Genomic DNA, 15,412 nt, shown 5'->3' on the forward strand with positions numbered 1-15,412 from the left:
CAGCGTCCGGGATTTAATCTCCGCCAGCATGGCAGCCATTAGCAGGTACTCACCCGCCAGCTCGATCTCCATGGCTTTCATCAGCTCCACGTACTCAATGTACTGGTGGGTGATGGTGGCCACGTTGATGGTCAGAATATCCAGGTTCTGCCGCCGAATTAAATACAGCAGCAGATCCAGCGGCCCTTCGAAGGCTTCCAGAAAGACCCGCAGTGCCTCGGGGGGAATATAGAGGTCTTCCGGCAGTTGCATGATGGGCTCATCAAACAGACGCCCAAGCGCCTCCACCACCGGCTCGGCAGTAGACTCCGCCACGTCTTGGTCCTGGTCTGGCGCTGCGCTTGGCGTCTCGCTCACGCGGGTCGAATCCTTCGTTGATGAGTGGGAAAACAGCAGTGTAACAGCGCGCTTTCAGCGCGGCATCTAGCCAGCATCGGCGGCTTTACGATAGCGCCCTTGATAATCAAACAGCTTATCGCGGATTTGAAAGTGTCGGCCTACCTTTCGCCCCACCACAAAATCCGGGTGGCGCAATCGGCGCTGCTCGTTGACGACCTCATCAGGCGTCGTCGGTTGCCATTGACCGCCTGGCGCGCGTAGGTGGGCACGCAAAAATACGGCATAAAACGCGCGGCGCTGGGCCGGGGTTTCTAAGGCAAACCATTCGCTCAGGCTTTCGCCATCTTCATCGTGGTAGGTGGCTTTTAGGCGCGGCAGCCCACGACCATTGGTGGTCGCCTCTAACTGCATGCCGCTGACGCGCAGCACCTTGGCATCTTTTAGCTTCAGCGCATCCTTGAGCTTGTCGTCAGCGTCCACGAGCAGCTTCTCGCAGCCATGACAGCGACGGGCGGCAATATCGTTCTCAGCGCCGCACTCGTCGCATACTTTGAAGCGAAAGCGAAACTCGCACTGGCGGCGGCGCCCTGCGTCATCCTCAATCAGCCCCTGGCAGCGGCGGCCGAAGTGTTCGATCACCAGCTCGCCGTCGCGCTTGCCCCAAAACAGGTTCGCGTGACCGCAGTCCGGGCAGGGCACCTGCACCGGTTCGCTATCGCTATCCGGCTTGGGTTCGCCTACTTCCGGGGCGTAGAGATCCCACGGGTTGCCCGCATAGTCGAGAATCAAGCACTCCTCTTTGCCCGGCGAGAGGCGCAGCCCGCGACCCACAATCTGCTGATACAGGCTAACCGACTCGGTGGGCCGCAGAATCGCGATCAGATCGACGTGGGGGGCATCGAAGCCGGTGGTCAGCACCGCCACGTTGACCAAATACTTCAGTTGGCGCGCTTTAAACGCATCGATCAGCGCGGTGCGCTCGGCCGAGGCGGTCGCACCGGTAATCAGCGCGGCCTGCTCGGCGGGCAGATAGCCCATGATCTCTTCGGCGTGGGCCACCGTCGCGGCGAAAATCATCACCCCCTGGCGGTCGGCAGCGTACTCCACCACTTGGGCAATGATGCCCGGTGTCGCCCGGTTACCCGCCACCACCCGGTTGAGCTCCTCCTCCCGAAAAAGCCCGCTGGACGAGGGCGCCAGCGCCGAGAAGTCGTACCCTTCAATGGCCATAACCAGCCGCTTGGGCGCGGCCAAAAAGCCCTGTTTGACCATCAGGCGCAGCGGCTGCTCGAACACGCAGTCGGCAAAAAAGCTCTCTTCTGAACCGCGCACCATACCGTGGTGGTGGCGATGGTAGATAAAGCCCTGCCCCAAACGAAACGGTGTGGCGGTTAGGCCGAGGATTTTTAGCTGCGGGTTCTGGCTCCGCAGGTGCTCGATCACCTGCCGATAGCTGGAGTCCTCCTCCAGCGATACCCGATGGCACTCGTCGATCACTAGCAGAGTAAAGCTGGCGTCGTTGAACTGCTCCAGGTTGCGCACCACCGACTGCACCGAGCCAAACACCACTTGGCGGCTAGCCTCTTTGCGCTTTAACCCGGCGCTAAAGATATCCGCCTCTAAGCCGTACGCTTGGTACTTGGCGTGGTTCTGCTCCACCAGCTCGCGCACGTGGGCCAGCACCAGCACCCGCCCACGGGCTAGCCTCGCCAGTTCAGCGATCACCAGCGACTTGCCGCTGCCCGTCGGCAGCACCACCACGGCGGGGGCGCTGGTGGCGCGAAAGTGGCTGACTACCCGCTTTACCGCCTCGGTTTGGTAGGGGCGCAGCGAAGGCGCTGCCGTGTTAGCCAAGAAAGGCGGCCCGGAGGCCGCCTTTTCAGGATGTGTCATCCATCACCTTTCGGGTTGGTCACATGATGTTAGCCCAGCCAGACCCGCGCATTGCGGAACAGGCGCAGCCACGCACCATCTTCGGTCCACTCCGCCGGACGCCAGGAGTTGGTGACCGCACGGGTCACCCGCTCGGGGTGTGGCATCATGATCGTCACGCGGCCATCCGGCGTAGTCAGGCCGGTAATGCCCGACGGCGAGCCATTGGGGTTGGCCGGGTAGCGCGTAGTGACCTGACCGTAGTTGTCGATGTAGCGCAGGGCAATTTGGCTACTCGACTGCATGCTACGCAGGTGCGCCGTGTCGCGGAACTCGGCGCGGCCCTCCCCGTGAGCAACGGCGATAGGCAGCTTGGAGCCTTCCATGCCCGCCAGTAGAATAGAGGGGCTCTTCTCTACCCGTGCCATCGCAACGCGGGCCTCAAACTGCTCGGACTCGTTGCGCACAAAGGCAGGCCAATTTTCCGCACCGGGGATCAGCGTTTTGAGCTGCGAGAGCATCTGGCAGCCGTTACACACGCCCAGCGAGAAGCTGTCGTCGCGGTTGAAGAAGGCTTCAAACTGCTCGCGGGCGCGCTCATTGAATAGCACTGACTTGGCCCAGCCGCCGCCTGCACCCAGCACGTCGCCATAGGAGAAGCCGCCACAGGCCACTAAGCCTTTGAACTCCTCCAGGGAGACACGGCCTTCGAGGATGTCGCTCATATGCACATCCACCGCGTCGAAGCCTGCTTTGTGGAAGGCCCAGGCCATCTCTACCTGACCGTTAACACCCTGTTCACGCAGCACGGCCACCGCTGGCTTGGTGGTGTTGATAAAGGGCGCGCTGATATCGTCGTTGATATCGAAAGTCGGTGCGGCGCTAAGGCCCGGATCGCGAACGTCGAGCAAGTTGTCGAACTCGTTCTTCGCGCATTCCGGGTTATCCCGTAGCGCCTGCATGCGGTAGCTGGTCTCGGACCAGGTACGCTGGGTTAGCTGACGGGTGGTTTCCAGCAGCGGCTCTTCAAACAGCGTTACACGCACTTGGTCGTCGTAACGCGGGCGAGCAATCACGCCGCAGGTTTCGATACCCGCCATGGCGAACTGCGTCAGCACCTCTTCAGTGTGCTCACGGCTTACCTGGATCACCGCGCCCAGCTCTTCGGAGAAGAGCGCATTAAAAGCTTCCACCGGCTCATCAATCAGCCAGTCGAGCTTGATTTCGAGACCGGCGTGCGCGGCAAAAGCCATCTCCAGCAGCGTCACCAACAGGCCACCGTCGCTGCGGTCGTGATAAGCCAGCAGCTTACCGTCGCGGTTCAGACCTTGGATCACTTCGAAAAACGCTTTCAGATCTTCCGGGTCGTCCACATCGGGGCACTCATCGCCCACTTGGCCATAGACCTGCGCCAGCGCCGAGCCGCCAAGACGGTTCTGGCCGTTCCCCAGGTCGATCAAGATCAGATCAGACTCATCCTGTTCCAGGTTGATCTGCGGCGTCAGCGTCGCCAGCGCGTCGGTCACCGGTGCAAAGCCGGTCACCACCAGCGACAGCGGCGAGGTAATGCTCTTCTCTTCGGCGTCATCGCCCTCTTGCCACGCAGTGCGCATGGACATGGAGTCCTTGCCCACCGGCACGGCGATACCGAGCGCCGGGCACAGCTCCATGCCCACGGCATGAACGGCGTCGTACAGCGCCTGGTTTTCACCGGGGTGATCAGCAGCGCTCATCCAGTTGGCGGAGAGTTTGATATCCGACAGCTTGGCAATCGGCGCAGCCGCGAGGTTGGTAATGGCTTCTGCCACCGCCAAGCGCGCGCTGGCCGCAGGGTTGATCAGCGCCACCGGCGGGCGCTCACCCATGGCCATGGCTTCACCGGCGTGGGTGTCGAAGCTCGCAGTGGTCACCGCGACGTCGGCTACCGGCACCTGCCAGGGGCCTACCATCTGATCACGGGCAACTTGGCCAGTGATGGAACGGTCGCCGATAGTGATCAGGAAGCTTTTCGAGGCCACCGTGGGCAGGCGCAGCACCCGGTCCATCGCTTCGCGCAGGTCCAGGTTATCCAGCATGACGCCAGAGAGTTCGGGCGTTTGACGCTCAAACGAACGGGTCATCTTCGGCGGCTTGCCAAACAGCACGCTCATGGGCAGATCGACCGGTTTGGTTTCGAAATGGCCGTCGCGCACTTCCAGGTGGTGCTCCGCCTGGGCTTCGCCCACTACCGCGTAGGGGCAGCGCTCGCGCTTACACAGCGCGTCGAAGGTATCCAAGTCTTCAGGGGCTACTGCCAGTACGTAGCGCTCCTGGGCTTCGTTACACCAGATTTCCAGCGGGCTCATGCCCGGCTCGGCGTTGGGCACCGCGCGCAGGTCAAACAGACCGCCACGGTTGCCGTCTTTAACCAGCTCCGGCAAGGCGTTAGACAGCCCGCCCGCACCGACATCGTGGATAAAGCGAATCGGGTTGTTGTCGCCCAACGCCCAGCAGCGGTCGATGACTTCTTGGGCACGACGCTCGATTTCCGGGTTTTCCCGCTGAACGGAGGCGAAATCCAAATCCTCACTGGACTCACCGGACGCCATGCTGGACGCAGCACCGCCGCCCAGGCCGATCAGCATCGCCGGGCCGCCCATGACGATCAGCTTACCGCCAACCGGGATCTCGCCTTTTTGCACGTGCTGAGCGCGAATGTTGCCGTAACCGCCGGCAATCATGATCGGCTTGTGGTAGCCGCGACGCTCGATGCCGCCTTCGCTGAGCGCATCCTGCTCGTAGGTGCGGAAGTAGCCGGTCAGGTTGGGGCGGCCAAACTCGTTGTTGAACGCGGCACCGCCAATCGGGCCATCCAGCATGATATTGAGCGCGGACTGCATGCGCTCGGGCTTGCCGTAGTCGAAGGCTTCCCAGGGCTGAACAAATTCAGGAATGCGCAGGTTAGAGACGGTAAAGCCGGACAAACCTGCTTTCGGCTTGCCGCCGATGCCGGTCGCGCCTTCATCCCGAATCTCACCGCCAGAGCCGGTGGCCGCACCGGGGAACGGTGCAATCGCCGTGGGGTGGTTGTGGGTCTCCACCTTCATCAGAATGTGGATCGGCTCTTGGTGGGCATCGTAGCTGGCGCGCTCGCCTTCGGCACCGGTGAGCGGCGTGGGGAAGAAGCGTCCGCCGTGGCTGCCTTTGATCACCGCCGCGTTATCGCTGTACGCAGAGAGCACGTTATCCGGTGACGTGGCGAAGGTGTTCTTGATCATCTTAAACAGCGAGTGGCTCTGGGCTTCGCCGTCGATGACCCAATCTGCATTGAAGATTTTGTGGCGACAGTGCTCAGAGTTCGCCTGGGCGAACATCATCAGCTCCACATCGCTGGGGTTGCGGCCTAGCTCGATAAAAGCCGCTACCAGGTAGTCGATCTCATCGTCTGCCAGCGCAAGTCCAAGTTCGCGGTTAGCCGTGGCAAGAGCGTCGCGACCGCCTTCTAGAATATCCACGCTGCCAAGGGGAGCAGGCGAGTGGTGGGCGAACAGTTTGCCCGACTCGGCTACGTCGGCCAGTACGTTTTCGGTCATGCGGTCATGCAGCAGCGCGCTAATCGCTTCCAACTGCTCAGTACTGGGTGCGCCGCGCATCTCTACGCGATAATCGATGCCGCGCTCAATGCGGCTGATCTGGCTAAGCCCGCAGTTGTGGGCAATGTCGGTTGCTTTAGAGGACCATGGTGACTGGGTGCCTAAACGCGGGACGACCAAAAAGCGCTGGGCGTTGTCGGGAATCTCTTGGCTGTCTTGGCTGCCGTACTCCAGCAGTTTCGCCAACCGCTCCTGGGCGGCATGATCGAGCTCTTCGTGGTGGTCAATGAAGTGGACGTAATGGGCAGACAGCGCCTCCACCTCCGGAACACGGTCACGCAACACCGTTAACAGCCGTTCATGGCGGAAGGCAGAAAGGGCGGGTGCGCCTCGCAGTTCGAGCATATCTGGGAGCCTCTAAAGCAGGGAGAGTTCGAGCAGGAAATCACCGGGCCGCAAAGCGGCAATCCCGCTATGATACTGGAAAGCGACGGCCACACGAAATCAACAAGGTGACAGCGTTCATCAGGCTGGGTATCGTGGCAGACTGTTCCATGTTGACAAGACATCATGCCGACATTGATTTACCAACATTTTATCGCCTATTACCGGGCTTATTTCGCGATGATCGCGACACTTTTGCTTATTTTGGTGCCGCGCAGCTCGTCGGTACCAAGCGGTGAACATTTAGCGCAAATTAATGCAAAAGAGTTCATCACTATTCACACTCGCAACACACCCACCACCTATTACGAAGGCCGCCAGGGGCCGACTGGCTTTGAGTATGAGTTGATGCACCGCTTTGCGGACTACCTGGGGGTCAGCCTAAACCTCAACGCAAGCCACCACCCGGAGAGCGTGCTACCCGCCGTGCGCGAGCAGGGCGACTTAGGTGCCGCTGCCCTCCCCCTGCTGGCGGATTCACCGGGCATTCACTACACCCGCTCCATCATTCAGATGCAGCCGCTGGTGGTGTATCGCCGCGGGCTCAACGGTATCGATGAACCGGCAGATCTCGTCGACCTGGAACTTGGCACGCTAAGCGAAGCGGGCACCAGCCAAGCGCTGCTCGCTCTACAACGTGACTACCCCAGCCTTACTTGGAAAGAGTCTCACGAGCTTGAAGTGGCCGAACTGCTGGCACGGGTAGAGAGCGGCACCCTGGATGCGGCGATTATTTTTGATCATCAGTTTCGTTTGAACCGGCTGTTTTTCCCTAACGTCGAGCGCGGTTTCTTTTTAGGCGAGCCGCTCTCTCTGGCCTGGGCGGTGCCCAGCGGCCGCGGACTTGGATTATTAGAAGCCGCCAATCAATTTCTTCAAGAGCTGCAAGAGAACGGCACTCTGGAGCAGTTGGTAAGCCGCTACTTTGGCCACGATGACTATCTTGAGTACGTGGGCACTCGAACGTTTCTCGCCCACCTTGACGAACGTCTGCCCAACTACACTGAGCTATTTAAGCAGGCCGCTCGCGACACCAGTTTTGACTGGAAGCTGCTGGCCGCCGTTGGGTACCAGGAGTCGCACTGGGACCCCACCGCTGTATCCCCCACAGGGGTTCGCGGCTTAATGATGCTGACCAACCCCACGGCCAGCGAAATGGGCGTAGCCGACCGCACCGATGCTGCACAGAGTATTGATGGCGGCGCGCGCTACCTGCGCAGTATTAAAGACCGACTTCCAGACAGCATTACCGGGGATGACCGGCTCTACATGGCCATGGCAGCCTACAACGTAGGCCTTGGCCACCTTTACGATGCGCGTAAGATTGCCGAGCTGCGCGGCGGCGATCCGGATCGCTGGCAGGACGTTCGTGCAGCGCTCCCGCTCTTACAGGAGCGTGAGTGGCATAGCCAAACCCGCCATGGCTATGCCCGTGGCGGCGAGCCGGTCATCTACGTGCGCAACATCCGGCGCTACTACGAGATGATCGAGTACGTGGAGCGCAGCCGACAACAGTTTTTCCAGCTAGAGCAAACGCCAGCCAGTGAAGAACCATTATTGCTGTTCGATATTATTCCGCCGGTTGAGCAGTAATCGCGCGCTAACGTTTTTCAGCGAAAAACTGCTTGAGCAGCCTTTTGGCCGGTACTGCTAGCACGCCGCCCGTAATCTCTATCTGATGATTAAACCAGGGCTGGGCAAGCAGGTTGGCCTTTGACTCCACCATGCCCGTGCGTGGTTCGGGCGCGCCGTATACCAAACGGGCAATGCGCGCATGCACCATGGCGCCTGCGCACATCATGCAGGGCTCTAGCGTAACGAACAGCGTACAGCCCTCTAAACGGTAGTTGCCCAGCCGCTGCCCCGCCTCGCGCAAGGCGCGCACTTCGGCGTGGCCGCTGGGGTCGCAGCTTGCCAGCGGTGCATTGTGGCCAGCACCAACAATCTCCCCCTGGGCATCCACCACCACCGCGCCCACCGGCACTTCCCCGGCGGCAAACGCCAGGTGCGCTTGGTCCATGGCGCGGTGCATGTAAAATTCATCGCTGCGTATCAAGGCAAACTCCGCTAAGGTAGCAAAACGATCGTTTTAATAGCGTGATGGCCGCACTGGGTATACTTGCAATCATCGGCGGGAAAACAGACAGCACCAAGGATACAGAGAATGAACGATGCGCTGAAGTCACTGGTTAGCTTGTTAGAGCTTGAAACCCTTGAAGAGACGCTATTTCGCGGCCAGAGCCAAGATTTGGGCTTTCCCCAACTGTATGGCGGCCAAGTGTTGGGCCAGGCACTGGCCGCAGCGGCGCGCACGGTGCCGGATGAGCGCCGCCCGCACTCCCAGCACGGCTATTTTTTGCGCCCAGGCGACCCGCACCGCCCGGTGGTGTATCAGGTCGATACCATCCGCGATGGCGGCAGCTTTACCACCCGGCGGGTGACGGCTATTCAGAAAGGGCGACCGATTTTCTTCTGCAGCGCCTCATTCCAGAGCGCTGAAGAGAGCATCAATCATCAGCGAGCCATGCCACAAGTGCCCACGCCAGAAGCACTCATCGAGAGCGGCGATGCCAAGCACGCGCGCTTCCCTGGCCACCCTATCGAGTTTTTGCACTTGAAGGACAACCCCGATAGCGCTTCACCCGCAGGCCAGTGCCTGTGGTTTCGCTTTGCCGGTGGGCAGCTACCGGATGACCCGGCGCTGCATCGCCACCTGCTCTCTTATGCGTCAGATTTCAATCTGCTGACCACCGGCCTGATTCCCCACGGCATTAAGTACACCGACCCGAAACTGCGCATCGCCAGTCTCGACCATGCGATTTGGTTGCACGAAGATACGCGGCTAGATGAGTGGCTGCTCTACGCCATCGACTCCCCCTGGAGTGGTGGCGCACGGGGCTTGGCGAGGGGCCATATTTATCGCCGCGATGGACGTTTAGTGGCCTCGACGGCGCAGGAGGGATTGGTGCGCTATCCGCAGTCTTGAACCTCTGCTCTAAACACCTCTAAAAACAGCAACGCCCGCAGTGTGCGGGCGTTGTAAACAAGCGATACAGCGGTCAGAACTTACCCACCATACACATCATTAATAGTTTTCAGCGGGTAGTGAGCCGGGTACGGCTTGCGGGCCACGCCAGAGTCGACCGCCGCCTGGGCCACTGCTGAGGAGACGCGTTCCAGCAGGCGGATATCCACCGGCGTGGGGATGATGTAATCACGCCCGAAGCTCATCTCGGTACGCTCGTAGGCGTTCAGCACTTCCTGCGGCACCGGCTCGCGGGCCAGATCTTTCAGTGCATGCACCGCCGCCAGCTTCATGGCTTCGTTAATGCGCGTTGCGCGCACATCCAACGCACCGCGGAAGATGAACGGGAAGCCCAGCACGTTGTTCACCTGGTTCGGGAAGTCCGAACGGCCGGTGGCCATGATCACATCCGGGCGCGCTTCGCGGGCTACGTCCGGGTGAATTTCCGGGTCGGGGTTGGTGCAGGCGAAAATCACCGGGTCAGCGGCCATTTTCTTCACCTGATCCGCAGAGAGCAGGCCCGGGCCAGAAAGGCCGATAAACACATCCGCGCCGTCGATGGCATCGTCCAGCGTGCGCATGTCGGTATCACGTGCGAACTCCGCTTTGTACTCGTTGATGCCGTCACGGTCAGTGTGAATGACGCCACGACGATCCAGCATCACCAAGTTCTCTTTCTTGGCACCGCATGAGATCAGCAGGCGCATACAAGCAATAGCAGCCGCCCCTGCGCCCATGCAGACGATTTTCACGTCTTCAATCCGCTTGCCCGCGATATCCAGCGCGTTGAGCATGCCCGCAGCGGTCACAATTGCTGTGCCGTGCTGGTCATCGTGGAATACTGGGATGTTGCAGCGTTCAACTAACGCCTTTTCGATCTCAAAGCACTCAGGCGCTTTGATATCTTCCAGGTTAATACCACCCCAGGTGTCGGCAATGCGGGCAACGGTGTCGATAAACGCTTGCGGGCTTTCGGCGTCTACTTCGATATCAACGGAGTTAATGCCCGCAAAGCACTTGAACAGCACACCTTTACCTTCCATCACCGGCTTACTAGCCAGCGGGCCAAGGTTGCCTAGGCCAAGAATCGCACTGCCGTCCGAAATAACCGCGACCAGATTACCTTTGCCGGTATAACGGTACGCATTTTCCGCTTCGCGAGCGATTTCGCGAACCGGCTCAGCAACGCCTGGGCTATACGCTAGCGCCAAATCCCGAGCTGTCGCGGTGGGCTTGGTCAACTCCACGGAAAGCTTACCGGGGATCGGCTTAGCGTGATAATCCAAAGCTGCCTGCTTATTTGCATCCGTCATAGTGAAGGTCTCATCAGCCTAAAGTAGAAAAGTTGTATCAGAATATAGAAAAAACCTAGGCGTCTCAAGCACGTAGTAAACTTACCTACGAAACGACCGTTTTAGCCACATTCCCTTCCATTTCGGAACTTTTCCACGTTATTTGCTGCAACTTATACTTCACGCCATCAGCTATAAAGGTTTCCTTATTGATGCAGCGCAGTATTTTTGGAAATAAATTCCAACAAAAATAACAGACAGTTATCCACACCCATCTGGCACAAACGCCCTGTGGAAAAGATAATAAGAGGAGAAGAGAAGGGACCGCATTCGGAGGGCAACACGTCAATCAACGTGCCGTAAAGCAAGTGGCAACACATTCAGGCAGCAGGAACGCTAATAAAAGAGCGCTAATAAAAAGGGTAGCCCCTTAGGGACAAAAAGCCCACGCCGTGGCGTGGGCTTTTGCACAGAGCACAATGCGTGCCTGCGATAGGCTTAATCCGTTAGGATTAGCCGCGCTTGATAGCAGCGCCGAAACGCTTGTTGAAGCGCTCTACGCGGCCACCAGTGGTCGCTTGCTTCTGCTTACCGGTGTAGAACGGGTGGCAGTTGGAGCATACGTCCAGAGAGAAGTCCTGACCAGAGGTAGAACCGACCTGGAAGCTTGCACCGCAAGAACAGTTGGCGGTGACCGTGTTGTAATTCGGGTGGATACCTTGTTTCATCTTGAGCCTCATAAGCTATATGCCGCCACCTGATCCGTTGCCAGGCACCGCATACGGGTTTGAAAAAACTGCTAACCGGTTAACCGCTCCATCCGATAGATTCAGAGCGGCCGCGCATTCTAGCAAACTAATCGCCGGAGGCCAATTGTCCGATTCTGTTTCTGCCCAGCCATCGTCACCTGGGCTGCCTAAGGGCGCTTTTCAGGTGCTCAAGGTCGCGTTACCGTCGCCGCTAAGACGCCTGTTTGACTACTTACCCGCACCGAGGGCTCCCGCCTGTGGCTGGCAGCCTGGGCTGCGGGTAAGGGTACCGTTTGGCCGCCGCGATGTCGTCGGAGTGGTGGTGTCTTTGGCTTCCGGCAGCGAATTACCGCGCTCGCAGCTGCGGGCCATCGGTGAAGCGCTGGATGAGGCCCCATTACCCAGCGACTGGCAGTGGCTGTGCCAGTTTGCAGCGCGTTACTACCAGCACAGCCTGGGCGATACCATGCAGCACGCTATGCCCGCCAGGCTACGCCAGGGCCACCCTATGGCAGGGCGCACCCAAACCCTGTGGCTTCCGCTACCCAACGATGAAACAGCGCTGGCACGCGCGCCTAAACAGGCGGAGCTTTACGCTCTGCTGCGCCAGCACCCCCATGGGCTGCCGGGCCGCGCCGTTAGCGCCCACGGCTTCACCCGGGAGCAGCTATTAGCGCTGCAAAAGAAGGGCTTTATACAGCCCCAAGAGATCACTCTCACCGCCGCTCAACCCACCGGCGGAAGCTTACTCGCCTCCCCGTCGCTGCCGCTCAACCGTGAACAGGCCACTGCGCTATCCGTGCTGCATGAAAAACTCGACGGCTACCACCCCTGTTTATTGGAAGGCGTGACCGGTAGCGGCAAAACCGAGATTTACCTACAGCTCATCGAAGCGCTCGCTGCCAAAGGAAAGCAGTCCCTAGTGCTCGTGCCCGAAATTGGCCTTACACCGCAAACGCTCGCGCGGTTCAAAAGCCGTTTTCGCGTGCCGGTGGTGGCCCTGCACTCCGGGCTTACCGACCCAGAGCGCTTGGATGTATGGGAAGCCGCCGCCAACGGCCGTGCGCTGGTGATCATCGGCACCCGCTCGGCCATTTTTACCCCGCTGGCGAACCCCGGCGCAATCATCGTCGACGAGGAGCACGACGGCTCGTACAAACAGCACGACGGGCTGCGCTACCACGCACGGGACCTTGCTGTTGCCAGGGCGCACTATCACGGCATTCCCCTATTACTGGGCAGCGCGACGCCCTCGTTTGAAAGCCTGCAGCAGGCGCTTACGGGCGCTTATCGTCACCTACGGCTAACTCAGCGGCCCAGCCGTCACCCGCCCGCTAAGTTAGAGCTAATCGACCTGCGTCATCAGCGCCGCCAAGGGGGGCTGCTGCCCAACGCGATCAAAGCGATTAAGAGCACGCTCGCGGCGGGCAAGCAGGCGCTCATTTTTATCAACCGGCGTGGCTTTGCGCCGAGCCTAGCCTGCCACAGCTGCGGTTGGATGGCTGAATGCGGCCAGTGCGATGCGCGCATGACGCTACACCGCCAGCCGCCGCTGCTGGCCTGCCACCACTGCGACAGCCGCCGCGCCCTGCCGGATGCCTGCCCAGAGTGCGGCAGCGGCGACTTGCGTGCGCTGGGTAGCGGCACGGAGCGCACCGAGGAGACGCTACAAGGGCTGTTTCCTGAGACCACCGTTCACCGCATTGACCGCGACAGCACGCGCAAAAAAGAGAGCTTCGAGCAGGTGCTCAAAGAGATTCAGCGTGGCGAGCCCTGCCTGCTGGTGGGCACTCAAATGCTCGCCAAGGGCCACCATTTACCGCATGTCACCTTGGTGGTGGTGGTCAACGCCGATGGCGGCCTCTACGCGGCGGATTTTCGCGCCCTAGAGCACAGCGCACAGCTATTGGAGCAAGTAGCGGGGCGCGCAGGCCGCGCCGCTCACCCTGGCCGCGTGCTGGTGCAAACCCTCCATCCGGATGACCCACACCTAGGCCAGCTGGCCGAACATGGCTACGGCGCACTGGCCCGCAACCTGCTGGAAGAGCGCCGCATCGCCAAGCTGCCGCCGTTTTGCTTTATGGCGCTGCTACGCGTAGAAAGCCCACAGGAGCAGGAGGCGCTTGCGCTGGCTCAGCAAGCCGCTCAGGCGCTGCGCCAGTGGCTGAAGGACGCCCAGCTGCCCGTGCGCTGTATGGGGCCTGTACCCGCCCCCATGGAGCGCCGCCAAAACCGCTACCACATCCACGTCATGATCACCGCTGACAAACGTAGCCACCGCCACGCCGCCGCTAACTGGCTGGTGCAGTGGTTAGAAGCCAACCGAGAGGCGCGCAAAGTGCGCTGGTCGATTGATATCGACCCGCAAACCCTGGCCTAGCCGTAAGGGCTTGTATCCAACGCAGGTCCTATCCTAAGGGAATACGGCTTTGAAACTGCGCGCCAATTGCCGATAATGGCCGCTTTGCCGCTGTGTTACCTGAGCGCATGCACACGCCGCCACCGACGACATCCGGATATTTAAATGAAAGATACGATTATTTCTCTGCTCGAAGGCGCGGTTGACGCGCTTAAGCACCAAGGCGTGCTGCCCGACGATTTAAAACCCGCCATTAAGGTGGACCCCACGAAAGACAAAGCCCACGGCGACTACGCCACCAACCTCGCACTGATGTTGGCCAAGCCTTCCGGCATGAAGCCACGCGAGCTGGCCGACACCCTCGTCGCCGCCCTGCCCGCCAGCGATGCCATTCAAAAAACTGAGATTGCGGGCCCTGGGTTTATCAACTTCTTTGCCGCCGCGGACGCCGCTGCACAAATCGTTGCTCAGGTGCTGGATAGCGGCGATGCTTTTGGCCGCAGCCTAATCGGTAAAGGCGAGAAAGTGCAGGTGGAGTTTGTCTCTGCCAACCCCACTGGCCCGCTCCACGTAGGCCACGGCCGAGGTGCGGCGATTGGCGACAGCCTTTGCCGACTGCTGGAAGCCACGGGCTACGACGTGACCCGCGAGTTCTACTACAACGACGCGGGTGCTCAGATTAAGAACCTAGCGCTTTCCGTTCAGGCTCGTGCCAAAGGCCTCGGCCCCGACGATGCTAGCTGGCCGGAAGATGGCTACCGCGGCGAGTACATCGTGGATGTCGCCAACGACTATATGGCGGGCAAAACGGTCACCGCCGATGACCGCGAAGTGACGGCTAAAGCGGATGCGGATGATTTAGACGCCATTCAAGCCTTTGCCGTTGCTTGGCTGCGCCGCGAGCAGGATTTAGACCTTAAAGCCTTTGGCGTTGAGTTTGACGTCTACTTCCTGGAGTCCTCGCTTTACGAAAAAGGCAATGTCGACGCCACTGTCGAGAAGCTGGTCGCCAACGGCCACACCTATGAAGAAGATGGCGCGATGTGGCTGCGCACCACCGACTTTGGCGATGACAAAGACCGCGTAATGCGCAAGCGCGAAGGGGGTTACACCTACTTCCTGCCCGACGTCGCCTACCACCTGAACAAATGGCAGCGCGGTTTTAAAACCGTGATCAATGAACAGGGGGCTGACCACCACTCCACCGTCACGCGCGTACGCGCAGGCCTGCAGGCGCTGGAAGTGGGTATCCCAAAAGGCTGGCCCGATTACGTGCTGCACCAAATGGTCATGGTGACCCGCTCAGGCGTTGAGGTAAAACTGTCCAAACGCGCAGGCAGCTACGTCACCATCCGCGATTTGATTGATGAAGTAGGCCGCGATGCAACGCGCTTCTTCCTGGCCGCTCGCCGCGCCGATTCCCAACTGACCTTTGATATCGATCTAGCGCGCTCGCAGTCAAACGACAACCCGGTGTATTACGTTCAGTACGCCCATGCGCGGGTATGCAGCATGCTGCGCAAAACCGAAGATGCCGGCCAACCGTTTGACCACAGCGTCGCCATGGCCAATTTAGCGCTACTGGATAGCGACCAGGAAAAAGCCGTTCTTAACCGCTTGGCTCGCTACCCAGAAGTGGTTGAGCACGCCGCGAAAAACCGCGAGCCTCAGCAGGTTGCCCAGTATTTGCTGGATTTAGCCGGTGACTTCCACACCTGCTATAACGCGGTCAAAGTGATGGTCGACGACGACACGCTGCG

10 protein-coding genes are annotated in these 15,412 nt (G+C 60.0%); 4 read left to right on the top strand and 6 right to left on the bottom strand.

All coding sequences use genetic code 11. The features are described 5' to 3' along the window. From BIS10_RS12075 to purL, 3 genes are all read right to left on the bottom strand, one after another. Window positions 1-357, bottom strand: a 357-nt coding sequence (locus BIS10_RS12075) for a segregation/condensation protein A (RefSeq protein ID WP_253505571.1), incomplete at its 3' end; no start/stop codon positions are given. A 66-nt stretch (window positions 358-423) separates the two neighbouring features. Next, window positions 424-2,232 (bottom strand): DEAD/DEAH box helicase, encoded by a 1,809-nt coding sequence (locus BIS10_RS12080; protein ID WP_083024315.1) that lies wholly within the window; start codon window positions 2,230-2,232, stop codon window positions 424-426. Between the two features lie 29 nt (window positions 2,233-2,261). After that, a complete protein-coding gene (purL, locus tag BIS10_RS12085) occupies window positions 2,262-6,188 on the bottom strand; it encodes a phosphoribosylformylglycinamidine synthase (RefSeq protein ID WP_253505574.1) in 3,927 nt (1,308 codons plus the stop codon). A gap of 165 nt (window positions 6,189-6,353) precedes the next feature. On the opposite strand from purL, the gene mltF reads away from it, so the two are divergent. Continuing rightward, on the top strand, window positions 6,354-7,820 hold the full coding sequence (gene mltF / locus BIS10_RS12090; RefSeq protein WP_253505576.1) for a membrane-bound lytic murein transglycosylase MltF: 1,467 nt from the start codon (window positions 6,354-6,356) through the stop codon (window positions 7,818-7,820). A gap of 7 nt (window positions 7,821-7,827) precedes the next feature. Here the strand turns inward: mltF and tadA are convergent, their stop codons facing one another. Further along, entirely contained in the window at window positions 7,828-8,280 is a 453-nt protein-coding gene (gene tadA, locus BIS10_RS12095; RefSeq protein ID WP_392567173.1) for a tRNA adenosine(34) deaminase TadA, read from the bottom strand. Between the two features lie 111 nt (window positions 8,281-8,391). Here tadA and BIS10_RS12100 point away from each other — a divergent pair, with 111 nt between their 5' ends. Continuing rightward, window positions 8,392-9,213 (top strand): acyl-CoA thioesterase II, encoded by an 822-nt coding sequence (locus BIS10_RS12100; RefSeq protein WP_253505580.1) that lies wholly within the window; start codon window positions 8,392-8,394, stop codon window positions 9,211-9,213. Window positions 9,214-9,293: 80 nt separating this feature from the next. On the opposite strand, the gene BIS10_RS12105 is transcribed toward BIS10_RS12100, so the two are convergent. Continuing rightward, window positions 9,294-10,565: a malic enzyme-like NAD(P)-binding protein gene (locus tag BIS10_RS12105; protein WP_083024318.1), complete on the bottom strand. Its 1,272-nt coding sequence runs from the start codon at window positions 10,563-10,565 to the stop codon at window positions 9,294-9,296. 491 nt (window positions 10,566-11,056) lie between these two features. Beyond that, the gene (rpmE, locus tag BIS10_RS12110) at window positions 11,057-11,272 is read right to left on the bottom strand and encodes a 50S ribosomal protein L31 (protein WP_044630499.1); all 216 of its coding nucleotides are present in this window, start codon (window positions 11,270-11,272) and stop codon (window positions 11,057-11,059) included. Window positions 11,273-11,291: 19 nt separating this feature from the next. Here rpmE and BIS10_RS12115 point away from each other — a divergent pair, with 19 nt between their 5' ends. Further along, window positions 11,292-13,673, top strand: a complete 2,382-nt coding sequence (locus BIS10_RS12115) for a primosomal protein N' (RefSeq protein ID WP_253505582.1) — start codon at window positions 11,292-11,294, stop codon at window positions 13,671-13,673. A gap of 144 nt (window positions 13,674-13,817) precedes the next feature. Further along, window positions 13,818-15,412: arginine--tRNA ligase (argS, locus tag BIS10_RS12120; RefSeq protein WP_253505584.1), on the top strand; the 1,595-nt coding region annotated here is incomplete at its 3' end.

It is taken from the genome of Halomonas sp. 707B3 (genome assembly GCF_024158645.1).
GTDB lineage: Bacteria > Pseudomonadota > Gammaproteobacteria > Pseudomonadales > Halomonadaceae > Vreelandella > Vreelandella lionensis.

Excerpts from the sequence above, each read along its gene's own strand:
- BIS10_RS12080 (WP_083024315.1), bottom strand. The coding sequence starts at position 2,232 with ATGACACATCCTGAAAAGGCGGCCTCCGGGCCGCCTTTCTTGGCTAAC.
- purL (WP_253505574.1), bottom strand. The coding sequence starts at position 6,188 with ATGCTCGAACTGCGAGGCGCACCCGCCCTTTCTGCCTTCCGCCATGAA.
- mltF (WP_253505576.1), top strand. The coding sequence starts at position 6,354 with ATGCCGACATTGATTTACCAACATTTTATCGCCTATTACCGGGCTTAT.
- BIS10_RS12100 (WP_253505580.1), top strand. The coding sequence starts at position 8,392 with ATGAACGATGCGCTGAAGTCACTGGTTAGCTTGTTAGAGCTTGAAACC.
- BIS10_RS12105 (WP_083024318.1), bottom strand. The coding sequence starts at position 10,565 with ATGACGGATGCAAATAAGCAGGCAGCTTTGGATTATCACGCTAAGCCG.
- rpmE (WP_044630499.1), bottom strand. The coding sequence starts at position 11,272 with ATGAAACAAGGTATCCACCCGAATTACAACACGGTCACCGCCAACTGT.
- BIS10_RS12115 (WP_253505582.1), top strand. The coding sequence starts at position 11,292 with ATGCCGCCACCTGATCCGTTGCCAGGCACCGCATACGGGTTTGAAAAA.